Source organism: Psychroserpens luteus (genome assembly GCF_015319355.1).
Classification (GTDB): domain Bacteria; phylum Bacteroidota; class Bacteroidia; order Flavobacteriales; family Flavobacteriaceae; genus Psychroserpens; species Psychroserpens luteus.
This window is the reverse complement of record NZ_JADILU010000004.1, coordinates 330,260-356,466: the sequence shown is the minus strand read 5'-3', so window position 1 is coordinate 356,466 and position 26,207 is coordinate 330,260. Positions and strand designations below refer to the sequence as shown.

Genomic DNA, 26,207 nt, shown 5'->3' with positions numbered 1-26,207 from the left:
AATTTATGTCATATTCTGAAGAACAAGATATAGACTCTAGTGAATCAAGAGGCTCTTCATTTGACCTGAGAGGTTACTTGTTTAAGGCTCTTAATTTATGGAAACTTGTATTTATTAGTATTGGGATCGCATTAATTTTTGCTTATCTAATCAATGTAAGAAAAGAAAATATTTATAATTTAGATTCTCTAGTATCCATAGAAAGTGAGCAAAACCCTTTTTTTACTGCCAATACAAGTATCTCATTTAATTGGGGAGGTACTTCAGGAAAAGTAGGTCAAATTATGACTACTGTTAAAACAAGGAGTCATAATGAAAAAGTTGTAGATTCTTTACAATATTATATGACCTACCTGTCTCAGGGTAAATATAACATGAGAGATGTTTATGGAAGAGTCCCTTTTACAGTAAATATAGATAAATCAAAAGGACAACTTTTACAACAACCAATAGGAATTAAAATACTTAATGACACCCAATTTGAACTCTTTGTTGATCTTGAATCAAACAAAGGAACTGTCCAGCGATATTTGGATAAAAGAAAATATACAACAGCGCTTCCTGTAGGGAGTTTTCGTCAAACGTTCTCATTTGGAGAACCATTAGAGTTGCCCTTTTTTAACGCAGTAGTATTATTAGACAAGAACTTAAATTTTATACCAAATGCGGAATATTTTGTAAAGTTTTCGGATTTTGATAATGTTGTATATGTTTATCAAACAAAAATTAAAATAGGAACATTTTCTCAATCGTCTTCAGTTTTAAAACTATCACTTATTGGTAATAATAAAGCTAAGATTGTTGACTATTTGAATGCGACCAGTGGTATTTTAAGTAAGACTGAATTGGAACGTAAAAATTTGTATGCGACCAATACCATAAAATTTATTGATAGTACTTTAGGGGTCGTCAATACAAATCTTAAAAATGTTGGTGATGAGATGAATTCATTTAGAAAATCAAATAAGGTTTTAAATGTAAATGACGAAATGTCTCAAATTTCAACTAGACTGGCTGCAATTGAACTCGATAAAGAAAATCAAAAATCTAAACTTAATTATCTTAATTCTTTAGAGAAATATTTAAATACCAAAACAGAATTCACCAATATAGCAGCTCCTACCTCTGTTGGGATAACAGAGAGCAATATCTTAACAAATGTTTCAAAGATTACAGCATTATCTATAGAGCGTCAAAATTTAGCCTACACGACAAAAGAGGGGTCTGTTTTATTTAAAGATTTAGATCGACAAATTAATTCGTCTAAAAACGTGCTTTTAGAAACTATTGATGCTACTAAATCAACCTTGTCTGTACAGCTTAATATTTTGAATGGTAATATAGCTAAATTAGAACGCCAGTTGAGTGGCTTGCCAGAGGATCAGCAACAATATCTGAAAATTCAACGTAAAATGGATATTAGTCAAGAGGCGTATGATACCTATATGTCTAAACGAAGTGAAGCAGCGATAGTGAAAGCAGCTAACGTTTCTGACTTAAATGTTATTGATGAGGCTAAAGATATAGGGAATAGACCAATTGGACCAAACAAATCTTTGAATTACATGATGGCACTCATGATTGGTTTTTTTGCTCCAATGTTTTTAATTTTTGTGATTTTTCTTCTCGACAATACCATTCATGGTTCAGATGAGGTTGAGCGACTCTCGAATATTCCAATTTTGGGTTTAATTGGAAAATATAATTACAAGAATAATTTAATTGTTTTTGAAAAACCTAAATCGGCAGTGGCAGAGTCCTTTAGATCTATTCGTTCTAGTTTGCAGTTTATTTATAAGAAACAAGATGAAACAGGTAAAGGAAAAACGTTAATGATTACCTCTTCGGTTAGTGGTGAAGGTAAAACATTTTGTTCTATAAATATTGCAACCGTGTATGCCTTGTCTGGTAAAAAGACCATTTTATTAGGTTTAGACTTGCGTAAACCTAAGATTTTTGGAGATTTTAATATTAATAATGATAAGGGAATTGTTAATTATTTGATTGGTGAAAATACATTTGAAGAAGTTAAATATCAGACTCATATTGAAAACTTAGATGTGGTGCCATCTGGACCTGTGCCTCCAAATCCTTCAGAGTTATTGATGAGTGATCAAATGAAGGTGTTAATTGAAAAATTAAGATTAGAATATGATATTATTGTTTTAGATACGCCTCCACTTGGATTAGTAACTGATGCATTAGAATTGACTCAATATGCTGATGCTTCTATTTTTATGGTGCGTTTAGATTATACAAAAAAAGGAATGTTATCGCTCATTAATGCTAAGTATAAAGTTGGAGAAGTAAAGAATATAAGCTTTGTATTAAACTTTTATAAACACAAAACAAATCATAACTATGGTTATGGTTATGGTTATGGTTACGGTTATGGTTATGGTGTATATGGGAATGCTTATCATGAAAAGGATGACAATAAGTATTGGTCTCGTTTTAAACGGTTCTTAAAACGTTTTTAAGTTGATTAGTAAACACCAATTAATCCAGAAGCGTATTTTCGATTTGACAGCATCTTTATTGCTTCTTCCTATCTTAATTGTTCCAATTATTGTTTTAGTTATCGCCTCAACACTAGATACTATACAATTTGGTGTGTTTACTCAAGTACGAATAGGGCAACATGCCAAACCTTTCAAGATTTTTAAAATTAGAACGCTGAAATCAGAAGAACACCTTTTGGGGCATTTGAATATGAGCGCAACTCGTTTAGGTCGATTTTTAAGGCATTATAAATTGGATGAGCTTCCTCAAATTTTCAATGTTATTATTGGGGAGATGAGTTTTGTTGGTCCTAGACCGGATATTGTGGGTTTTGCAGATGAATTAAGAGGTGAAGATTGCATCGTCTTAAAAGTAAAACCAGGGATAACTGGACCAGCTACATTAAAATACAGAAACGAGGAAGATATCTTATCTAAGCAACCTAACCCGGAAAATTACAATAGAACGATTATTTGGAAAGATAAAGTCGAAATAAATAAAAAATACGTGCAGAATTGGAGTTTTTATTTAGATTTGAGCTTTCTTATTAAATCATTAATTACTTGAGAATGAATAGCAGTAAAAAAATTACAATTTTAGGTCTTGGATATGTAGGTTTACCTCTAGCAGTTGAGTTTGCAAAAAAATATATGGTCATTGGGTTTGATATCAACGAGAAACGTATTAAAGAACTCAATAATGGAGTGGATAAAACTTTAGAAGTCGAAGATGACCATCTTAAGTCTGTGCTTACCTCTGATTCAAATTCTAAAACTGGATTATTTATAACTAATGATCCTAGTTATTTGGCAGACTCGAATGTCTACATAGTAACGGTTCCAACACCAACAGATGAGTTTAAAAGACCAGTGTTTACACCTTTAGTCAAAGCTAGTGAAAATGTTGCTAAAGTCTTAAAGAAAGATGATATTGTAATTTATGAATCCACGGTTTATCCTGGAGCGACAGAAGATATTTGTGTGCCAATCTTAGAAAAGAATTCCGGATTGAAATTTAATGAAGACTTTTTTGCTGGATACTCTCCAGAACGTATTAATCCAGGAGATAAGCTACATACAGTAACCAAAATATTAAAAGTAACGTCTGGATCTACTCCAGAAATAGCTAAAGTTGTTGATGATTTATATAAATCTATTATAACAGCAGGAACGCATTGTGCACCTTCAATTAAGGTAGCAGAAGCAGCTAAGGTTATTGAGAATTCTCAGAGAGATATAAATATTGCTTTTGTTAATGAATTATCAAAAATCTTTAGAATTTTAGATATTGACACCAAAGCTGTTCTAGAAGCTGCAGGTACAAAATGGAACTTCATCAATTTTTCTCCTGGTTTAGTAGGAGGACATTGTATTGGTGTTGATCCATATTATCTTGCTCAAAAAGCGATAGAATCTGGTTATAATCCTGAAATTATTTTAGCTGGTCGTAAGATGAATGACAGTATGGGAGGCTATGTCGCTCAAGAGACTGTAAAGATGATGATTAAGAAAGGTGCAAGAATTAAAGATTCTAATGTGCTTGTTTTAGGAATTACATTTAAAGAAAATTGTCCAGATATTAGAAATTCAAGAGTGATTGATATCATTGAAGAATTTGAAACTTATAACGTCAATGTAGATGTTTATGATCCATGGGCTTCGAAAGAAGAAGTAACTCATGAGTATGGTTTGGATTTATTAGATAGCGAATCTCAATTGAAAACAGATTATGATGCCATTGTATTAGCAGTATCACATAATGAATTTTTAAAAATAGATTTACAAAAATTAAAATCGGAAATTGGAGTTATTTTTGATGTGAAATCATTACTTCCAATAGAAACTGTAGACGCCAGATTATAATGTACGAAAACAACTATCACAATCAAGATTTAAGTCAGTTATCATTTTTAATAACTGGAGGAGGAGGATTTATAGGTTCAAATCTTGTAGAATACCTTTTAAAATATAATGCTAAGAAAGTTCGTGTCTTAGATGATTTTTCTAATGGACACAGATACAATTTAACTGAGTTTCACGCTAATCCAGCTTTTGAACTTATAGAAGGCGATATTAGAGATTTACAAACCTGTAAAGATGCAATGAAAGATATTGATTATGTATCTCATCAAGCTGCTTTAGGGTCTGTTCCTAGATCAATTAACGATCCTGCAACAACAAATGAAGTTAATATCTCAGGGTTTTTAAATATGATGATTGCGCTCAAAGATTCATCATCTGTAAAACGAATGATGTATGCTGCATCGAGCTCTACCTATGGAGATAGTCCATCCTTGCCAAAAGTAGAAGATATTATTGGGAAACCATTATCACCATATGCAGTTACTAAATATGTGAATGAATTGTATGCAGATGTCTTCGGAAAAACATATGATACAGACGTTATTGGTTTAAGGTATTTTAATGTGTTTGGTCCTAAGCAAAGCCCAGATGGTGCTTATGCAGCAGTGATTCCATTGTTTATGCAATCTTTAAAAGATGAGAAATCACCTAAGATTAATGGTGATGGTGAGCAAACAAGAGATTTTACATATATAGATAATGTTGTTCAGGCTAATGTAAAAGGTTTTTTTGCTTCTGAAAAAGCAAAGAATCAAGTTTTTAACGTAGCATGTGGAGAGCGCATAACAATCAATTATTTATGGGAATCTTTAAAAACTGCAGCGAATTCTGAAGTTGAAGCCATTCATGGACCTAACAGACAAGGTGATGTTAGAGATTCTTTAGCAGATATTTCCAAAGCAAAAAATCTATTAGGTTACGACCCAAAATATACGGTAAGAGAAGGTTTAGGGATTACTTGGGATAATTTTAAATAAAACTCAAGATGAGGGTCGCTATTAATAGTGATGTAGATTGCTAGATTCATTTTTTTGATAATATGATCTAGTGAATGCAATGCTTTATTTTCAGTTGCTAAATTCTTAGAACACGATTCAATTACTTATATTGGCTTAAATAATCTAATGATGAGATTCTAGCAATTATAATTACCTACTATTTTGGAAACACATATTTATAAAAAAGAAAGAACCATTAAAATAGGTACGCTTTTAAAAGCTAGTTTACGAGATATTTACAAATCTCGGTTTTTATCAAGACAACTGGCAGAGCGAGATATAAAAGCGCAATATAGACAGTCTTATTTAGGTATTTTGTGGGCATTTATAATGCCATTAACTACTGCATTGGTTTGGATTATTTTAAATAGTAGTGGTACAATTAAATTATCAGACACAGGTATTCCTTATCCAGTTTATGCATTTTCAGGTACTCTAATATGGTCTATAATTGTAGCCTCAATTAATTCACCCATTCAAAACACAATGGCTTCCAAAGGGATTTTAACGAAGATCAACTTCCCTAAAGAAGCACTTATTATTTCAGGAATTTATAAATTGCTTTTCGATAGTTTTATTAAAGTGATTCTTTTAGTTATTTTGATTTTTGCTTTTGGTGTTGGTTTTCATTGGAGTCTTCTTCTTTTGCCAATGGCGTTATTGGGTGCCATCATTTTTGGAACTACCATAGGTTTATTTTTAACACCTTTGGGGTTATTATATAAAGATATAAGCAAATTGATCACATTTGGGATGCAATTTTTGATGTATGCTACTCCAGTTGTTTACGCGATACCACCTTCAGGAATCATGAAAACTATCATGGTTTGGAATCCAATTACGCCAATTGTACTTACAGCAAGAGATTTAATTGTTGGTTTTAGCCCTCAATATCTATGGTATTTTATAATTGTAGTTGCAGTGTGTATCCCTCTTTTGTTTTTGGCGTTAGTCATTTATCGTATCTCAATCCCTATAATTGTAGAGCGCTTAAGTGCCTAATTTTTAAAATAAATTAAATAATATTAAAGAAAAGAATCATAATAAATGTCTAACGATCATCAAACCAATAATAATTCAGAAATTCTTGTAAAGGTAGAAGGCCTAAGTAAGAAATTTTGTAAAGATTTGAAAACAAGTCTTTGGTATGGTGTAAAAGATTTGATTAATGGTATTCGTGGAAATACAAACGAATCGTTATTACGACCAAAGGAGTTTTGGGCAATTAAGGATATTAATTTTGAATTAAAACGAGGAGAGTGTCTGGGTTTAATTGGTCATAATGGAGCAGGGAAATCGACGCTATTGAAAATTTTAAATGGTCTTATCAATCCAGATGAAGGTAAAGTTACTATAAAAGGTAGAGTAGGTGCATTAATAGAATTAGGTGCTGGTTTTAATCCTATATTAACAGGGCGTGAAAATATTTATAATAATGGTGCGATTTTAGGATTTACGAGAAAAGAAATTGATAGTAAATTAGAAGTAATTATTGCTTTTTCAGAGTTGGAGGAGTTTATTGATATGCCAGTGCAAAATTATAGTAGTGGTATGAAAGTGCGTTTGGGATTTGCTGTGGCTGCTCAAATGGAACCAGATATATTGATTATCGATGAAGTATTAGCTGTTGGTGATTTAGGGTTTATTTTAAAATGTTTTAAAACCATAGATACCATTTTGCCACATACTGCAGTAATATTTGTGTCTCATAGTATGCCAATGGTATCTCGTATTTGTACACAAATTATTTTAATGGAACGTGGTTGTGCTCAGTTTCAGGGTGATGATGTAGGTAAAGCTATTGATTTGTATTATACACGATTTGCTAGTAATCAAATAAACACTGTCTTTAATGATGGTAGTATTAAATTAGATAAAGTAGAGATGCTAGGAGCAAGCACTCATAATGATATATTACAATTACATTGGAAAGATGATTTGAGATTGTTTTTTAGGTTTAGTACCATTAATATGGAGGAAGCGCCAATTTTTATGGTTACTATATTTGATAAAGAACAGCGTCCAGTTGCTCTGCTAGAACCAAATGTTTTAGAATCTAATTTAATAATTAAAGAGAATAGTATTCAATTTACGATAGAACATGATAATTTATTATTATCAAAAGGGATCTATGCAATAAATATTTCTGTTAATAGTGCTAAAACTAAAGAGCCACTATTGCGCATCAATGACATTTTAAATTTTCAAGTAATTCATGAAACAGAAATATGGCCACCATTTTTACTAGACTCTAAATTTATAAACCAATAGTATGAATTTTAGTAAAAGAAATAGAAATAAAATATTTTGTATTGGCTTAAATAAAACAGGAACGACCACAATAGAAAAGACTTTTAAGGATTTTAACTATAGCCTAGGAGTTCAGCGTGATGGTGAGTTGTTAATTAATGATTGGTATAAAAGAGATTTTAAAGCTATAATTAAGCTATGTAAAACTGCCGAAGCATTTCAGGATGTCCCTTTTTCATTACCTTTTACTTATAGTGTTCTCGATCAATGTTTTCCGAATGCAAAGTTTATTTTATCGGTTAGAGATAATTCAGATCAATGGTATAGTTCTTTAACTAATTTTCACTCGAAATTATGGGGCAATGGAATAGATCCGCCAACAATACAGCAGTTAAAGGAGGCGAACTATCACTATAAGGGTTATGCATATGAAGTTAATAGAATGCTATTTGATACACCTGAGGATGATCCATATAATAAAGATATTTTGATACGTTATTATCAAAATCATAATGAAAATGTCATGGAATACTTTAGAGCTAAACCTGAAAAATTACTTGTGATTAATGTATCGATAAAAGATGATTATAAAAGGCTTTGTGAGTTTTTAAATAAAACACCTTTACATGAGACTTTTCCTTGGGAAAATAAAACTAGTTAAGACTAATATGATTCTATTGTGAAACAATTTTTATTTAAAACATCAATGTTTATAGTATTGATTTTACTACTGAATCAATTTTTTTTATTGTTTAGTAGTTACCATTGGGGAAATCCTTGGTATTCTTCAAAAATAGAATATTTAGAATCTAAAGATGTAGAATTACCAAATACTTATTTCTTCGGTTCGAGCAGAGTCTACAGGCAAATAGATCCAATAATCTTTGATCAACTTTATAACAACGCTTCTCATGATATAAAAAAATCATATAACTTAGGAGCTCCAGCTACATTTTGTCCAGAAACATATTATTTATATGAAAATTTCATTAAATCTGAAATCGCAAATAATGTAGATTTAGTTTTTATAGAATTAATGCCTATTAACTTAATTTCTAAAGATTTAATGCTCAAAGAGAGAACAACATATTGGCAAAATTTATCAGATTTAAAATTTGTCTATAAATCAATAAAAAATAATTCAACTCTAAGATTAGATGAAAAAATTAAAGGTGTAAAAGATTATTTTATTTGTAATTCATATAACCTATTTGATATTAAACATCTTAAACAAACGTTATCAATGGATAATAATATTAATTTGGCATATAATGGGCCAAATAATGTTGGATATTATTCTCTTGATAATCAATTAGAAACAACAAAAGATGAAAGTGTAAGAAGTGATTTAATTCATAGAAAACAAACCTATTCTTTAGATAATGTTGTGCTAAAAAAAAGAGTTTCAGATTTAATAGAATATCATAATTTACCAAATAATAATTACGATGAAGTAAATTTACAAAGGATAATACATTTAATAGATATTTCTGAGGCAAAAGGAATTGAATTAGTATTCGTTTTACCTCAGATTGTACTAGATAGAAATCTAATAAACCTATCTAAATTAATCCCAAAGAAAAATCTAATTGATTTGTCTAGTCCTAAAAAGTTTCCTGAATTGTATAAAAAAGAAAACATTTTTGATTTAGGACATTTAAATTCTAATGGAGCAGAAGTATTTACAAAGCTATTGGTCAATCAATATCTTGAAAATATAGAAGGTGATTTAAAATAGAAAGTAAATATGTAATAGTTATAGTTTTGGTATATTTGAGTTCGATAAAATAACAATGTTGATTAACGTAACCAAAACTTTTTTACCACCTCAAACAGAGTATCAAGCTATATTAAAACGCGCTTGGGATACAGGATGGATGACGAATAGAGGTGTTTTAGTGCAAGAGTTGGAGGCTAAATTAAAATCATACTTATGTATACCGCATATAATTGCAATGACCAATGGGACATTGCCATTACAAATAGCTATAAAGGCTTTAAGGCTAAGTGGTGAAATTATAACAACACCTTTCTCTTATGTAGCTACAACTTCTGCTATTGTTTGGGAACATTGTAAACCTGTTTTTGTAGATATACATCCAGACTTTTTAACGATTGACGAAACTAAAATTGAAGAAGCAATAACAGATAAAACTACAGCTATTTTAGCTACTCATGTATTTGGGAATCCATGTCATGTGGAGGCCATAGAATCCATTGCAAAAAAACATGATTTAAAAGTTATTTATGATGCTGCCCATTGTTTTGGTGTGATATATAATAATCAATCAGTTTTTAATTATGGAGATGTGAGTACTTGTAGTTTTCATGCGACTAAGTTGTTTCATACTGGAGAAGGAGGTGCGTTATTTTGTAAAGATGAGTTATATCAAAGCATGTTTCAGCATCATAATTTTGGTCATGACGGTCCAGAAGCATTTCATGGGTTAGGTATTAATGCTAAAATGAGTGAACCTCAGGCAGCAATGGGTTTGTCTGTGTTACCATATATAGAGAACATTATTAAGGACAGAGAACGAGTAGTAAATACTTACAAGAATCTTATCCCTAATCTACAAACTATAAAAATTAGAGACCATACAAAATGGAATTATAGCTATTATCCTGTTATTTTTAAAACGGAAAAACAATTGCTTTCTGTTTTAAATATATTAAATAAAGAAGATATTTATCCAAGACGTTATTTTTATCCAAGTCTAAATGATTTGCCTTATCTAGATCATGTTGTAATGCCGATTTCAGATAGCATAGCTAAGCGCATTTTCTGTTTACCTTTATATTATGGTTTGTCAGAATCAAATATTCAAAAAATTAGTAATTTAATTAAAACAGCTATATGTTAATTGTTGGAGCCAAGGGGTTTGCTAAGGAGATTTTACAAATTGTTTCTATAGATATGAATTTACAGGATGAAAATATCGTTTTTTTTGATGATATAAGTCAAGATTTACCTGAAAAAATTTATAATAGATTTAAAATTTTAAACTCTTATGACCAAGTTGTAGAATATTTATCAGAATCTGAAGACAAATCTTTTGTGTTGGGAATTGGTAAACCAAAGCATAGAGAAAATTTACACAATAAATTTTTAGAGTTAGGTTATGAGTCTATAATAGTTCAATCGAATAATGCTGAAATTGGTAATTTTGATGTAGAAATTGGGAAGGGGACAGCAATAATGTCGGGTGTAATTATAACGAATAGTATTAGAATAGGGAAAGGCTGTTTAATTAATATTAATTCAACTATTGGACATGATTGTTACTTAGGAGATTATGTTGAGGTCTCACCAAATGTCAACATATCAGGACGATGTGTTATTGGAAGTGGAAGTGTTATTGGTACAAACGCAATTATTATTCCAGATATTAATATAGGTGAAAATGTAACAGTTGGAGCAGGAACCGTTGTAATAAAAGACGTGCCAGATAACTCTACAATTGTTGGTGTACCTGGTAAAATTATTTCAATAAAATAGTATGATTACAGTTTCAATTGTTATGATAACTTATAATCATCAAGATTATATCAAGCAGGCTATTGAAGGTGTTTTGATGCAAGACACTAATTTTAATATTGAATTAATAATCTCTAATGATTGCTCAACAGATGGTACAAGTGATTGTGTTAAAAATATAAAGAACACACACCCTAAAGGACATTTAATAACATATTTTGATCAAAAAAAAAATATGGGCATGATGTCTAATTTTATATTTGCACTAAAGCAGTGTCAAGGCAGTTATGTAGCAATCTGTGATGGCGACGATTACTGGACAGACCCTTTAAAACTTCAAAAGCAGGTAGGTTTTTTAGAAAAGAATACCAATGTAAATATCTGTTTTCATAGAGCCCAAATATTGTCAAATAATACATTGAAATCACATGATATTTTAAAACCTTTTATTAAAAAACCATTTAATTATATTGAACTTTTAAAACAAAATAACTTTATTGTTACCGCAAGTGTGATGTTTCGTAAACCAAAAAACTTTAAATTTCCGAATTGGTTTAATCAAATACCATTTGGAGATATGGGTTTATATAAGTTAGTTGCTCAAGATAGTCAAATACAATGTTTAGATGAAATAATGTGTGTTTATAGAGTGCACAGTGATGGTGTATATTCTGGTTTAAATGTTTTAAAAGCAAGGCGAAACTATTTAAATTTTTATCAGAAGATTTATATTCATTTGAATTCCGAAGAACAAAAAGTTGTAAAGACTAAAATAGAAGAAAAATACCGTGAAATAAGTAAATTGAAATTTAAAAAATCGAAATACCGTCGCATATTATATTACGCGTATTTGCGGGTTATTAATTTATTTAAGTAGTAAAATAATATCCAATGAAATTCATTAAAGGGTTTGATGGTTTAAGAGCAATTTCTATAATGTTTGTACTATTAACGCATTTAGGGTTGAGTAATCATCTTGATCAAGGCTCTTTATTAAAAGACAACTTCAACCTAATTTCTGGATCTACGGGTGTAATGATTTTTTTTACAATAAGTGGTTTCTTGATTACGCTTTTATTACTGCATGAAAAACATGAATTTCAAAAAATTAATTATAAAAATTTTTTTGCTAGACGATTTTTAAGATTAATACCACCATTATTGGTGTTTTATATTTCCGTAGTTCTTCTAATGATTTTAAACTATTTACCAAAAAACTATCTAGCAGTAACTATTTCTTTTTTTTACTTATATAATTTTGTTCCCTTAAAATATTATGTAAGTGAAATAGGGCACACATGGTCTTTAGCAATTGAAGAGCAATTCTACTTCATCTGGCCATTTATACTTAGCTATTTTAAAAAAATTAAATCTGTTGTTTTTCTAGCTGTAGCTTTAATTGTTGTATGTATCATAGTGAAAACGGTTTATTATACGCCATTCACAGTTCAAGGAAAAGAATACCAGTTATTTAATTATTTTTTTCCTAATAGATGGTTTATTCCTGCCTGTTTACCAATAATGATGGGTTCGCTCTCAGCAATTATATTATTCTATAAGCATGATTTTTTAAAATCAATTTTTGACATCAAACTTTTAGTACTATCATTTATATTATTTTTTGGTCAATTGATTATAAAAGACCTCAATTTTATTATTATTGAAACATTACAACCGTTAGCTGTATCTTTATTATTGTTATGGATTTATTTCAATCAAGATAATATACTAACCAAAGTTTTGGAAGTTAAACCAATAGCGTTCATAGGTAAGATTTCTTATGGTTTGTATGTCTATCAAGGCCTCTTTTTAAGAACAGGTCCTGGAGGGCATTTAGATATTCAAAAATTTCCGCTGAATATTATATTGGTAGTCGTCACAGCAGTTTGCTCGTACTACCTTTTAGAGAAACCAATTTTAAAATATAAAAGTAGATTCAAGCCTAATTAATTTAATTAATTAAGTTTGCATAACTATAAGAATTTTAATGCCAGAAAACCCAACTATTACAGTTTTAATGCCTGTTTACAATTGTGAAGACTATGTGAAGGTAGCAATTGAAAGCATAATTAATCAAACGTATTCTAATTTCGAGTTTTTAATTATAGATGATGCCTCTAGTGATAAGACGGTTTCAATCATAAAGTCCTTTGAGGATCCAAGAATTATTCTTTTTGAAAAGTCAAAAAACACGGGTTATACAATAAGCTTAAACTATGGGCTTTCAATTGCTAAGGGTCGATATATAGCTAGAATGGATGCCGATGATATTTCTTTACCTGAGCGTTTGTTTAAACAATTATCGTATATGGAATCAAATCCTAATACTATAGTTTGTGGTAGTTTTTATGAAGTCATAGGTAATAGTGAAATTAGAGAATTTCCAGTTTTAGATGAAGATTTAAAAGTTAATTTATTAACTCAATCTTGTTTTGCCCATCCTGCAGTAATGATTCGTAAATCAGTATTAGATATTCATAATATCCAATATGACCAATCCAAGGAACCAGCAGAAGATTATGCATTATGGGTTTCTTTACTGCCTTTTGGTGTATTTCATAATTTAGAAGACGTTTTATTAAAATATCGTGTACATGAACATCAAGTAACAAATAAAAGGCGAAAAGTTCAATTAGAGAGTAAACTGTCTACCAGAATTAAAGTGTTAGAATATTTAGATGTTACGTTTAATGAAGCTAGTATTGATGTACTGAAGAAAATATTATCGTTTGAAAAATTGGAGCTGGACGAAGTCCTAACTTTTTTTGAATTAAAAGATAAATTTATAGAAAACAATAATAGGCTTTTAGTGTTTTCTAAAATAGAGTTTACGTCATATATGGATGAGTTAGAAGAAAAAAATCTAAAACTTTATTTTTTTAAAAATCCACAATTTTCGATGTCTATCTATAAACAGTATCTTGAAATTAAAAAATCTAGAGGCTTTGTATTAACGACATATGAAGCATTTATTATATTTACGAAATGTGTTTTTCGAAGTAAAACTTTGTTGAATTAATACTGAATTACTTTTAAAAAAACTTCATATGAAAGTGCTTTTTTGGATTTCAAAATTCCCGACATTCTCTGAAACATTTATCAGGGATCAAATTATAGCACTATTAGATGAAGGTTTAGAGGTTTTTATTTACACTAAAAATGGATTGGTCAATGAAGAAGAAATTGATGCATTGTTGGGTTTTGAATCTTATAGGTTGCAAGAACGTATTGTGAATTTGAATTTTTATTTTGAACCTAATAAATTTTATCGATTTTTTAAAATTTTCCCCATTCTATTAAGTGCTATTTTCAAAGGACAAATACAACATTATTTAAATTCACTTAAATTTAAAAAATATGGGAAGCAATCAAAATCTTTAAGATTGTTTTATCAAGTTCATTTTTTACTAAAAAACAAAATAGATGTTATACATGCTCATTTTGGGCCTAATGGCAATGAAGCGGTAATTTTTAAACAAATAGGGTTGCCTATTAAGCTGTTTACAACTTTTCATGGTTATGATATTAGATTGGGTATAGAAAAGGGTGGTGATATTTATGCGGATTTGTTTAATTATTCTAATGCTGTTATCTCAATTTCAGAATTTAACTATCAAAATTTATCAAAATTTGGTGCACCAAAGGCGAAGATTATCTCAATAACAAATGGGATTAATATTGATTTTTATAAAAGAGAAAAAATAATTTCCAATACAAATAAAATAAGGATTTTAACAGTTGCAAGACTTGTTGATGAAAAGGCTTTAGATATTGCAATAAGAGCAATTGGTGAATTGTTAAAAATGAAACCTCTGTTAGATTTTGAGTATATTATTATAGGAGAAGGTGATAAGCGTGAAGAATTACAAAGTATAATCATTGAATTGGATCTTACAGAACGGGTTACTTTAGTTGGTTCAAAAACGTCTATTGAAGTTAGAAATGCGATGCATCATTCTGATTTGTTTTTGCTATCTAGTAAATTAGAATCCTTACCTACTGTATTATTAGAAGCTCAAGCATCTGGATTAGTGGTTTTGGCTACAAATGTTGGAGATGTTAGTAAAATTGTTAAAGCAGGATTGGTAGTACAACCTTTAAATCTTTCTGATTTTAAATATGGACTTTTAGATTTAATAAATAATAGAAATAATTGGAATAATATGTCAATTGAGGGACAGCAATATATTAATTCTAATCACGATATTAGAAAACAAACTAAAGTGCTTATGGGTATTTATAGTTCTATGTAATATTTACAATTTATGAGACGTTATCTATTCCATCTGTTATTATTTATTTCGCCATTAATTAGTTTGCTATACGATATCTGGAAGAGATTTAAATAGACTGGGTAAGATCCCTGTCAACGCTACTTATAGAGATCAGTTTGAAGATGATTTTAATACTGAGAAGTTTATTGCAAATTTTCAGATCTTGATACAATAAAAGACCAAAAGTTTGATATTTTTACAATAGGAGACTCTTTTTCTGACCAAAATAGATATGGTTCAAAAATTATAGCTAGCCAGATTCATTTATTAATTAAAGAAAACAAATAAAACATTTATTAAATTAGTGTAGAATTGTATGTTATTAAAGCCATTAGTATCCATAATAATCCCAACATTTAATAGAGAACAGTTAATTTGTGACACTTTAGACTCTATTCAAAATCAAACTTATACTAATTGGGAATGCATTGTGATTGACGATGGCTCCACAGATAATACAAAAGTTTTACTAGATGAATACATAATTAGTGATGCTAGATTTCAATATTATAAACGTCCAGAATTCAAACCTAAAGGAGCTAATGCTTGTAGGAATTTTGGTTTTAAACAAAGTAAAGGAGAATTTATCAACTGGTTTGATAGTGATGATATAATGGAGAGTAATAAACTTGAAGTTCAAGTTGAAATACTTTCACAAAATAGTGGCACACCATATTGTATCTGTCAAACCAAATGGATAGATAAAAATACTAAAGAATTTTTAGGTTTACGCGCAAAACAGATTAGTTCTAATCAAAGATTTGAAGATTATATATTATACAATATATTTTGGTCTATTTTGGCTCCGCTTTGGAGACGAGATTTTATTGAAAAAAATGAGCTATCCTTTGATGAGACTTTACAACAATCTCAAGAATATGATTTTCATATTAAAGCACTTGCAATTAATAGTAATTATAAGGCAATAGGGGATGAACTAGTTTCAATGTATCGACATGATGATAATATGTCTAATAATATTTACGCTAGTGATATAAAGATTGAGTCTAACCTAAAAGTTAAGGATGAAATCATAACTAATCACCTAAGTCAATTGTCATCAAAAGGGCATTTAAAGTTTTTAGAAATGCAAACATTAATGTTTAAAGATTTACTTAAAGAAGGGAAATTTAAATTTGCAAGTCATATCATGTCTGGTTTGAAAAAAACTCTAAAGCATGTTGATGTTTCGGTTTTTAGAAAAATAAATTTTTACAGTCAAATGCTATTGGCTTATACATCTTACAGGGTTTTTGGTAGAGGTTATAATATTTTAAAGCCTTTAAAGTAGTTTAGCCTCTTAAGTTAAGAGCCTATAATTAGTAATAACAAAAAGTATATTAAAAAATGAGTAAGACCTCTCAATTAAATAATCATTTTATTAAACGTACTTCTTGTCCGGTTTGTGATTCAAGTAATATAAAGAACAAATATTGTGAGTCATACGAAAGTGAGGAGATTAAAACGTATCTAGATAATTTTTATATTCCACAAGGAGGTGTAGAACATGAGTTTTTGAAAGAAACAGATTATAGCTTGATGTTTTGTTCTAATTGCGATTTAGTGTTTCAAGAAAATATACCAAATAATGATTTGATGTTTAGGCTTTATGAGAAATGGATAAAGGCAGATGTTATTCTTAAACAACAAAAGGAGTTTCCACTTTGGTATTATGAAACTTACGCTAATCAAATGGTAGATATAATTAGTTTCTTTAAAAAGCAACCATCAGATTTAAAGTTACTAGACTTTGGCATGGGTTGGGGTAAATGGTGTTTAATGGCAAAAGCATTTGGTTGTAATGTTTTTGGTTTAGAATTATCTGAAGCAAGAATAACTTATGCCCAAAAAAATGGAATCATAGTATTGAGTGAAGCAGAGTTATCAAATCATGAATTTGATTATATCAATACAGATCAAGTTTTTGAACACATCCCAAATCCAAAAGAAACACTTCAAGTATTGTTAAAGATATTAAAGCCAAATGGTGTTATAAAGATTAGTGTGCCAGATGGAAATGCTATAGATGAGGTTTTAAAACATATGAATTGGAACGCCAAGAAAGGAGAGTTAAATTCATTGAATGCTGTTGCTCCTTTGGAACATATTAATTGTTTTAAAACAAAAACAATTTTAACTTTAGCAAAACAATTTGATTTGCAGGAAATTGACATTCCACGTTCAAAAACTAACTATAAGTCTAAAAAGGACTTTATTAAAAAATCACTTAAAGCGTTAACCACAAAAAACAAACGCTCTACAACACTATATTTTAAAAAAAGGTAATATAGTAAAGCCCTTAATGTAGTATATGATGTTAACTAAAGCACGTTTCATAAAATTAAATAAACTTATAAAGAATAAAGTTAAGGTTTGGTATCACCATAATTTTAATTCTATGGTTAAAGCGCAACTTAAAAATCCTAAATGTATACCAATTGTAATTATTAGTTTTAATCAGCTTTTTTATCTTAAACAATTGGTCGATTTTCTTATAAAAAACGAGTATACTACTATAGTTATCGTTGATAATAATTCGACGTATCAACCTTTATTAAATTATTTTGATACTATTAAAGAACTAACGACTATTCATAGATTGAAAGAGAATGTTGGTCACTTATCATTTTGGAAAAGTAATGATATATTTAAACAATACAGTAAAGGATATTATGTCGTTACAGATGCAGATATTGTTCCTGTAAATGAATGTCCAAATAATTTTTTAGAAACATTTAGAAAGCTTCTAGATCAAGCTTATGATAGAAATAAAGTCGGGTTTTCATTAAAACTAGATGATATTTTAGATTCAAATCCTAATAAAAATAAAATCATACAATGGGAAGCGCAATATTGGAGTTATAAGGTTAAACCTAATGTGTACAAAGCCGAAATTGATACCACTTTTGCTATCTATAAACCAAATTATAACTATCAACTCAAAGATTTTACAAAAGGTTGGAGAACAGACTATCCTTTACAAGCAAGACATGGAGGTTGGTATTTAGATTTTCAAAATTTAACAGAAGAACAAAAGTACTATTTTGAAACAGCTAATGCTTCTGCTTCATGGCAAATAAACCAAGAAGGAGAGCTTATTAATTCAAAACATAAAGCATTATATGACAATGAATAAGGTTGAATTTCCTTTAGTTTCGATATGTATCCCAACTTATAATGGAGCAACGTATATTGAAGAGGCAATGCAATCTGCCATTAATCAAACGTATCCCAACTTAGAAATTATAGTATCAGATGATGCTTCAAAGGATGATACTTTAGCTATTATTCAAAGTTTTATTTCTCAAACTAAAATTCCAATTACAATTGTAACTCATAATCCACAAGGGATTGGAGCAAACTGGAATAATTGTATAAGGCATAGTCAAGGTCAATACATTAAATTTCTCTTTCAAGATGATGTATTGCTGCCTCATTGTATTGAAAACATGATGACTATGGCGATTCAATATCCAAATGCTGGATTGATTTATAGTAAACGAACTTTTATTTATGAGGAGTTATCTTCGGAAATAGAAAAATTTATAGCTTATTATGGTCCAATACATACCCATTGGGATAATCTAGAGGTTAAACAGGGAGTCATGTCTGGTAGAACCTATTTAAAAGACAAAGCATTTTTAAATTCGCCTAAAAATAAAATTGGAGAACCAACCAATGTGCTTTTAAAAATGGAGTGTTTTGACGCTGTTGGTTATTTTAGTGAAATATTAGAACAAACTTTAGATAGTAATTATTGGTATAGAGTAATGAAAAAATTCGATATTGCTTTTGTTGATGAGGTTTTGGTTAAATTTAGGTTACATGCCAATCAAGCCAGCAGTATTAATAAAAAAAGAGAGTTGCCAGATAATCTATTGATGTATAAGGCGTATTACGATAATTTATTTTGGTGTTTACATCCCAAATGCCAATTAAAATTGTTAAAATTATACCATCCAATTTTTAAAATGTTGGTTACTATAAAAAGAAGTTTCTATGTTGAAAAGTAGCCCTTTGGTCACTATAATTTTACCTGTTTACAATGGCGAAAAAACGTTGAAAGCTACGTTAGAGAGTCTATTAAATCAAACCTATTCTAATTTTGAATTGTTGATTTGTATCGATGGTACAAAAGACGATTCTAGACTTATAGCAGAGGCTTTTAATGATTCTAAAATAACAATTTTTGAAAATGCTAAAAATCTGGGCTTAGGTTCCAATGTCAATAAGTTAATAAGTTTATCTTCTTTAGAAAGCCAATACATTGCTATGGCAGAACAAGATGATATTTATGTACATGAGAGAATAGAGTGGCAAGTTGCTGTTTTTGAAGAGTACGCTAATGTAGGTTTAGTCTCCGGAATTGCCGAGTTTAAAGGAGTTAAAGAGAATAGATTATTTCCTGAAATTTTGGTGGATGGTGAACAATTTCCACAAGATCAAAAATTATTTAAATATCTATATGAAAACCAATTAAAGGTAGTGAATACGTGCATGATGATAAGAAAGAAAGTACATGTAGATCACGATTTGATATTTAGAAACACATACGGTAATTTTAATGTAGATTGGGATTATATTTTGCGTTTTAGTTTAGTTTCAGAAGTTCATGGGATTCCAAAAAAACTAGTTAGCATGCATCGAAACCTGACTAATTCTTCAGTGACAAGAGATAAAAGTACTCAACATCAAGCTTCACGACAGCTTTTAATTGATTTTAAAGACGAGTATCCTAATTTGATTTCCAATACTCTCTATAAAAAAGCCTTAAAGATGCATCGAAAAATTGAACTGGGACATCGTTCTAAATTTGGAATTATCACTCATGGATGCTTCTATTTTTTTATATATTTAGATGTTTATTTCTTGAATTATATTTTCAAACGTACATTTAAATTTATGAGACGATAATAAAAGTATTCTTAAATGAAATTTAGTTTCGAATCCATCAAAAATATTATTTTAGTGAATTGAATTCATGAAGTTAATTAAAACATCAATTATTCCAAGTCAGCCAACTTTTGCAAAAGTTGAAGCAAAAAGTGAATTAGATTTTGAAGCGATTTGTATATTCGTGGCAATTGGATTCTTTTTAGATACAGATACTTATTGGAAAAATAAGAAAGTATTAAGCCCTGCTTCACATAATAAAATAGATTCACAAGGTAATTTAGTAAATTCTCAACCTTGGTTTGATTGGTATAGTAGTCCCAGAGATATTTCTTTTGAACAAGCATTAGATGAATTTACTTTATTGTTTGAAACTATTGTTACTGAACAGTCAAAGGGTAAAAAAGTAATTCTTCCATTGTCGGGAGGCTTAGATAGTCGCACTCAGGCAACAGCTTTAAATTATATTGGAGCAGATGTCTTATCGTATAGCTATGAGTTTGAAAATGGATATTCTGAAACTAAAATTGCAAAAAAAATAGCTCAAATCTGTAATTTCGAATTTAAACCTTACACGATAAAAAACGGGTATTTATGGCATGCTATTGATGATTTAGCACAACTAAATGGGTGTTATAGTGATTTTACGAGTCCGAGGCAAATGGCTATTAAAGATGAATTTTCTAAAATGGGAGATGTGTTTAGTCTTGGGCATTGGGGAGATGTTTTATTTGATTCAATGAATTTAGAACAATTAACTACAGAAGAAGAAGTTACTGTTATTTTAAAAAAAATAGTAAAGAAAGGAGGTCTTCAATTGGCAACTGATTTGTGGGAAACTTGGAATCTTAATGGGGATTTTGAAACCTACTTGAAAAATAGAATTGCTCTTTTATTAGAAAAAATCCATATTGAAGATACTAATGCCAATATACGTGCCTTTAAATCGAAATATTGGGCGCCTAGGTGGACTTCAGTCAATCTTTCTGTTTTTGAATCTTCAAGAGCAATCCAATTACCATATTATGATGATAGAATGTGCGAGTTTATATGTACAATTCCTGAAGCGTATTTAGCAGATAGAAAATTACAAATAGCCTACATTAAGCATAGAAACCCTGAATTAGCTAAAGTAACTTGGCAAGCTCAAAGACCTTTTAATTTATATAATTATGAGACAAACAAATTACCTTATAATATTCCATATAAATTGATAAATAAATTTAAACGCACTCTAGATAATGTGTTGGGTAAATCTTACATTCAGCGAAATTGGGAATTACAATTTATAGGTGATCAGAATAAAAAGCAATTAGTAGACAATCTATTTAAAAATCAAATAGAAGGGTGGATTCCTAAAACACTATTGAATTTTTATATTAATCAATTTTATAAAGGTAACTATACACAAAATGCACATCCATTGAATATGTTGTTAGTTTTGTCTAAGTTCAATCAAATTTTAAGTGATGCCAAAACGGATTAAAATTTTATTTACAATCCCTAACTTTGATACTGCAGGCAGTGGTAAAGTTGTTTATGATTTAGTGCGAGGTCTGGATAAAAATAAATTTAATCCAGAGATTTGCTGTTTCCATGATAAAGGTGCTTTCTTTAAAAATATTGAGCAATTGGGTGTGCCTGTTCATCTATTTAAGTTTACCGCAGATTATAAGCCTTTAGTGTCATTGCCTTTTAGAATTTTAAAAATCTCAAAATTTTTCGCAAAGCATAAATTTGATATGATACATTCTTGGCATTGGAGTTCAGATTTCACAGAACCCTTAGCTGCTAAAATAGCTGGAATCCCCTTTGTGTATACTAAGAAAGCTATGGGATGGGGAAACAAATCATGGAGATGGCGAACGCGTTTGAGTTCTAAAATTATTGCTATCAATAAAGATATGTTGGAGCAATTTTTTATTAATTATAAATCTAAAACGGTTTATATGCCATTAGGTGTGGATACGACTAAATTTGATTACTTAGAAACGAAAAGAAGCACGCCCAATGGTCACGTTTTTAAAGATTCAGATTTTGTTATTGTATCGATAGCAAATTTAGTACCTGTTAAAGGGATAGAGGTCTTATTGAACGCTGTAAAACAATTAGATAATGACAGTATACAGGTATTAATAGTTGGGGATAAAGATAATGACTATGGCGAATCTTTAGAAAAAGAATTTGCTTCTAAACAAATCCATTTTATAGGTAAGCAATTAGACGTTAAGTCTTATTTAGCTGTTGCAAATGTTTTTGTGATACCTACTAAAGATGAGGGGCGAAAAGAAGGTATGCCAATAGCACCACTCGAGGCGATGGCCAGTGGTAGAATTGTGATTGGGTCTAATATCTCTGGGATAAAGGATATACTGATAAATTTTAATTCTTTATTGTTTGAGCCGAATAATTCTGCAGCATTGACTAAAGTCTTAATTAACATAATTTCGTTAAATCCAGAGGAAAGATTAAGCCTTGGAAGAGAATTGAGAAGTAATGTTGAAAATAGTTATTCTTTAGACAGTTGTATCAAGCATCATGAAAGTTTATATATAAATGTGTTAAAAGCATAAATATTTTATGAAATTATTTGTAAAAAAAATAGTTGCTCAAATTTTAATTTTTTTATGTGTTTTATCTTTTTTAGATTATTTTGTTTCAAATGCACTCAAAAAAAGTGGTGATTTTGCTTACGGAGATTGTATCATTTGGAATGAGTTATTAAATGGAAAAATAAAGGAAGATATTTTAATTTATGGCTCATCAAGAGCCTGGGTTCATTTTAATCCGAATATTATTCAAGACAGTTTGGGCTTAACAGCATATAATTTAGGAATTGATGGACATAATTTTTGGTTGCAGCATTTAAGGCATAAAAAAGTTGTTAAAAACAATCAGAAACCAAAAATGATAATATTGTCTTTGGGAGCAGGTGCTTTAGCTAAAAGAAAAGATTTATATAATAAGAATCAGTTTTTGCCATATATTTTTGATGATGATATCCGTGAATACACAAGAAGTTATAATGGTTTTTCTAATTTAGATTATGTGTTACCTATGTATAGATATATTGGAAATGTGAGCATAGTAAAAAAGCAGATTCTTGCAGATTGGTCTGAGATAAATCAAGAAAGCTATAGAGTCAAGGGATTTAAAGCGATAGACAGAGAATGGAGTAATGACTTAAAAAAAGCAAAATCCAAAAAGAATTCGATATTTATGAACATTGATATGAAAACATTGAATTTATTAAAAGACTTTCTAGTGGAATCTAAAGAATTGGGGATTTATGTTGTTATGGTTTATTCGCCTGAATATATTGAAGGTCAAAATTTTATTGCAAATAGGGAAGATATAATAAATGAATTTAAAAGTATTGCTTTAGAATATCAGATACAATTTATTGATTATTCTAATGACGAAATCTGTAATGATAAAAAGTATTTTTACAATAGTTTGCATTTGAATGCAAAGGGCTCTGAAATTTTTACAAATAAATTGGTTGAAGATTTTAAAAGAATCGATGCAATAAATGAGATTATTAAAAAAAATCTAATAACTAATTAAATCATCTTCAATTATGTTTTTTAACTCAATAGATTTTGCGATTTTTTTACCTATAGTATTTGTATTATACTGGATACTTCAAAGGTATCCTCTTAAATTTCAAAACTTTCTTATTGTTATAGCCAGTTATGTTTTTTACGGATGGTGGGATTATAGGTTTTTAGCGCTTATTGTTTTTAGTACATTGATTGATTATAGTATAGGACTTAGATTACAAAAAACTAAAAAATTAAATGATCGTAAACTATTACTTTGGACAAGTATACTTATCAATATTGGATTTTTAGGTTTTTTTAAATACTACAATTTTTTTGTTGACAATTTTGTTACTGCATTTTCATTCTTTGGGAGTGAGATTCAGTCTAATACTCTAAATATTATTTTACCAGTTGGGATCAGTTTCTATACTTTTCAAACCTTAAGTTACACCATTGATGTTTATAGAGAAAAACTAGAACCAACGAAAGATGTCATTGCATTTGCAGCTTTTGTGAGTTTCTTTCCACAATTAGTAGCTGGTCCAATTGAGCGTGCTACTAATTTATTACCACAATTTTACATAAAACGTCAGTTTAATTATTCAAATGCTGTTGACGGGTTGCGTCAAATATTATGGGGCTTATTCAAAAAAATAGTTATAGCAGATAATTGTGCGCAATTTTCAAATCTGATTTTCGATAATTATACAGACTATTCGAGTAGTACTTTAATGTTAGGTGCAGTCTTTTTTGCTTTTCAAATTTATGGTGATTTTTCTGGCTACAGTGACATTGCCATTGGAACCTCACGCTTATTTGGATTTGATTTGAAGCAAAACTTTGCGTTTCCTTATTTCTCAAGGGATATAGCTGAATTTTGGAGGCGTTGGCATATATCCTTATCAACGTGGTTTCGAGATTATGTTTACATTCCATTAGGTGGATCACGAGGTTCTAAATGGCATCAAATTAGAAATGTATTTATTATTTTTTTAGTTAGTGGGTTTTGGCATGGAGCTAATTGGACGTTTATTGTTTGGGGAGGTTTGAACGCACTTTACTTTTTACCCTTATTAATATTTAAAAGAAATAGAGTTAATACAAATATTGTAGCAGAAGAAAGCAAATTACCTAGTTTCAAGGAGTTTTGTGGAATGCTTATAACCTTTTTTTTAACTGTTATTGCATGGATTTTCTTTAGATCTAACTCTATTTCAGATGCTATTGATTATATATATAAATTATTTGATATTACTATTTTTAGTTTACCAGAAATAAGACCAACGTTTCTGTTTCTATTATTATTTATTTTTATTCTCATAGAGTGGGTAGGCAGAAGAAACTTATTTGCATTAGAGAAAATATGGTTGAAGTATCCAAGACCAGTTAGACTCTTTATCTACTATTTAATTGTAGTGACTATCTTCTTATATGGAGGTAAGGAACAAGAATTTATTTATTTCCAGTTTTGATTATGAAAGAGTTTATTAAAACAACAGGTTTGTTCTTAAGTGTGTGCATTATTACTGTTTTAGGTGTGTTTTATCTTGCCGATAATAGGACAGATGAATATTATGTAAAACTGACGACACCTAAACAATCTTCATTAATTGTTGGGTCGTCTAGAGCTGCCCAAGGAATACAACCTCAATATATAAACTTACAACTGAGCAATGAAAAAATTTATAATTATGCCTTTTCAAGAGTGCACACGCCTTATGGTAAAGCCTATTTGAATAGTATTAAACGTAAATTAAATAAACAGTCTAAGGATGGGGTTTTTATATTAGAAGTTAATCCATGGGTGATATCAAGTCAAACTAAAAACCCTGAAGATTCCTTGAATTTTAAAGACAATAATTCATTTGCCGAAGTTGTTAAATGCGTAAATTGTAATCCGAATTTTGAATATTTAATTTATTGTTATGATAAAAGTTATCGTCATATTTTATTAGATAAAATTAAAACCAAGAACATTAAAACGAATGTTGATGTTAACGGTTGGTGTGAGGTGGAATTCTTAAAGAATAAAACAGACTCTTTTGATAAAATCCATTCTCAGACTATAAAAAGATATTCACAAATTTTGAATAAATATTCTGGAGTTTCTGAAACCCGAATTAGCTATTTAGAGAGAACGATAAAATATTTGCAACAGTATGGGACTACATATTTAGTTAGACTACCTGTGAGTACTGAAATGCTGGAAATCGAAAATCAATTAATTAGTGATTTTGATGTTAGGATGGAAAATTTGTCGAACAAATTAAATACTGAATACATAAACTTCATGATGAATAATGAAAAGTACAATTATATTGACAGTCATCATCTAGATAAAAAGTCAGGAGAGCAAATTTCTAAGTATATTGCAGAGCATATAAAAAACAATTAAAAACGCTGAA

24 protein-coding genes are annotated in these 26,207 nt (G+C 29.5%); all 24 read left to right on the top strand.

From position 1 onward, the window contains the following. The first annotated feature begins 5 nt into the window (after window positions 1-5). The 24 genes from IM744_RS11475 to IM744_RS11360 all read left to right on the top strand — a co-directional run bounded on the left by IM744_RS11475 (window position 6) and on the right by IM744_RS11360 (window position 26,197). Window positions 6-2,480 carry an exopolysaccharide transport family protein gene (locus tag IM744_RS11475; RefSeq protein WP_194508285.1) on the top strand — a complete coding sequence of 825 codons (2,475 nt, stop codon included), beginning with the start codon at window positions 6-8 and terminating at the stop codon, window positions 2,478-2,480. 1 nt (window position 2,481) lies between these two features. Continuing rightward, a complete protein-coding gene (locus tag IM744_RS11470; protein WP_206694484.1) occupies window positions 2,482-3,069 on the top strand; it encodes a sugar transferase in 588 nt (195 codons plus the stop codon). A gap of 2 nt (window positions 3,070-3,071) precedes the next feature. Continuing rightward, window positions 3,072-4,364, top strand: coding sequence for a nucleotide sugar dehydrogenase (locus IM744_RS11465; protein WP_194508284.1), 1,293 nt, complete (start codon window positions 3,072-3,074; stop codon window positions 4,362-4,364). Then, on the top strand, window positions 4,364-5,341 hold the full coding sequence (locus IM744_RS11460) for an SDR family oxidoreductase (protein ID WP_194508283.1): 978 nt from the start codon (window positions 4,364-4,366) through the stop codon (window positions 5,339-5,341). The genes IM744_RS11465 and IM744_RS11460 overlap by 1 nt, the downstream gene beginning before the upstream one ends. Before the next feature lie 183 nt (window positions 5,342-5,524). Beyond that, on the top strand, window positions 5,525-6,364 hold the full coding sequence (locus IM744_RS11455) for an ABC transporter permease (protein WP_194508282.1): 840 nt from the start codon (window positions 5,525-5,527) through the stop codon (window positions 6,362-6,364). A gap of 45 nt (window positions 6,365-6,409) precedes the next feature. Then, a complete protein-coding gene (locus IM744_RS11450; RefSeq protein WP_194508281.1) occupies window positions 6,410-7,633 on the top strand; it encodes an ABC transporter ATP-binding protein in 1,224 nt (407 codons plus the stop codon). Window position 7,634: 1 nt separating this feature from the next. Further along, entirely contained in the window at window positions 7,635-8,273 is a 639-nt protein-coding gene (locus tag IM744_RS11445; protein WP_194508278.1) for a sulfotransferase, read from the top strand. A gap of 87 nt (window positions 8,274-8,360) precedes the next feature. After that, on the top strand, window positions 8,361-9,350 hold the full coding sequence (locus IM744_RS11440; protein ID WP_194508277.1) for a hypothetical protein: 990 nt from the start codon (window positions 8,361-8,363) through the stop codon (window positions 9,348-9,350). A 58-nt stretch (window positions 9,351-9,408) separates the two neighbouring features. After that, complete coding sequence (locus tag IM744_RS11435; protein WP_194508420.1) at window positions 9,409-10,476, top strand: DegT/DnrJ/EryC1/StrS family aminotransferase; 1,068 nt, start codon at window positions 9,409-9,411, stop codon at window positions 10,474-10,476. Further along, entirely contained in the window at window positions 10,470-11,111 is a 642-nt protein-coding gene (locus IM744_RS11430) for an acetyltransferase (protein ID WP_194508276.1), read from the top strand. Before IM744_RS11435 ends, IM744_RS11430 begins: the two co-directional genes overlap by 7 nt. 1 nt (window position 11,112) lies before the next feature. After that, complete coding sequence (locus tag IM744_RS11425; RefSeq protein ID WP_194508275.1) at window positions 11,113-11,967, top strand: glycosyltransferase family 2 protein; 855 nt, start codon at window positions 11,113-11,115, stop codon at window positions 11,965-11,967. A gap of 14 nt (window positions 11,968-11,981) precedes the next feature. Then, on the top strand, window positions 11,982-13,040 hold the full coding sequence (locus IM744_RS11420) for an acyltransferase family protein (RefSeq protein WP_194508274.1): 1,059 nt from the start codon (window positions 11,982-11,984) through the stop codon (window positions 13,038-13,040). A 37-nt stretch (window positions 13,041-13,077) separates the two neighbouring features. Then, complete coding sequence (locus tag IM744_RS11415) at window positions 13,078-14,109, top strand: glycosyltransferase family 2 protein (protein ID WP_194508273.1); 1,032 nt, start codon at window positions 13,078-13,080, stop codon at window positions 14,107-14,109. Window positions 14,110-14,137: 28 nt separating this feature from the next. Continuing rightward, on the top strand, window positions 14,138-15,343 hold the full coding sequence (locus tag IM744_RS11410; protein ID WP_194508272.1) for a glycosyltransferase: 1,206 nt from the start codon (window positions 14,138-14,140) through the stop codon (window positions 15,341-15,343). Between the two features lie 337 nt (window positions 15,344-15,680). Beyond that, window positions 15,681-16,655, top strand: coding sequence for a glycosyltransferase family 2 protein (locus IM744_RS11405; RefSeq protein WP_194508271.1), 975 nt, complete (start codon window positions 15,681-15,683; stop codon window positions 16,653-16,655). Window positions 16,656-16,711: 56 nt separating this feature from the next. Next, window positions 16,712-17,650: a class I SAM-dependent methyltransferase gene (locus IM744_RS11400; RefSeq protein ID WP_194508270.1), complete on the top strand. Its 939-nt coding sequence runs from the start codon at window positions 16,712-16,714 to the stop codon at window positions 17,648-17,650. 25 nt (window positions 17,651-17,675) lie between these two features. Beyond that, entirely contained in the window at window positions 17,676-18,500 is an 825-nt protein-coding gene (locus IM744_RS11395; RefSeq protein WP_194508269.1) for a glycosyltransferase family protein, read from the top strand. Further along, entirely contained in the window at window positions 18,487-19,377 is an 891-nt protein-coding gene (locus IM744_RS11390) for a glycosyltransferase family 2 protein (RefSeq protein ID WP_194508268.1), read from the top strand. The genes IM744_RS11395 and IM744_RS11390 overlap by 14 nt, the downstream gene beginning before the upstream one ends. After that, on the top strand, window positions 19,364-20,278 hold the full coding sequence (locus IM744_RS11385) for a glycosyltransferase family 2 protein (protein WP_194508267.1): 915 nt from the start codon (window positions 19,364-19,366) through the stop codon (window positions 20,276-20,278). The genes IM744_RS11390 and IM744_RS11385 overlap by 14 nt, the downstream gene beginning before the upstream one ends. Window positions 20,279-20,345: 67 nt before the next feature. Then, window positions 20,346-21,743, top strand: a complete 1,398-nt coding sequence (locus IM744_RS11380) for an asparagine synthetase B family protein (RefSeq protein ID WP_194508266.1) — start codon at window positions 20,346-20,348, stop codon at window positions 21,741-21,743. After that, window positions 21,727-22,830 (top strand): glycosyltransferase, encoded by a 1,104-nt coding sequence (locus IM744_RS11375; protein ID WP_194508265.1) that lies wholly within the window; start codon window positions 21,727-21,729, stop codon window positions 22,828-22,830. Before IM744_RS11380 ends, IM744_RS11375 begins: the two co-directional genes overlap by 17 nt. Before the next feature lie 7 nt (window positions 22,831-22,837). After that, window positions 22,838-23,824, top strand: coding sequence for a hypothetical protein (locus IM744_RS11370; protein WP_194508264.1), 987 nt, complete (start codon window positions 22,838-22,840; stop codon window positions 23,822-23,824). A gap of 13 nt (window positions 23,825-23,837) precedes the next feature. Next, window positions 23,838-25,274, top strand: coding sequence for an MBOAT family O-acyltransferase (locus IM744_RS11365; RefSeq protein WP_194508263.1), 1,437 nt, complete (start codon window positions 23,838-23,840; stop codon window positions 25,272-25,274). Window positions 25,275-25,276: 2 nt separating this feature from the next. Continuing rightward, window positions 25,277-26,197 carry a hypothetical protein gene (locus IM744_RS11360; protein ID WP_194508262.1) on the top strand — a complete coding sequence of 307 codons (921 nt, stop codon included), beginning with the start codon at window positions 25,277-25,279 and terminating at the stop codon, window positions 26,195-26,197. Window positions 26,198-26,207 lie beyond the last annotated feature (10 nt).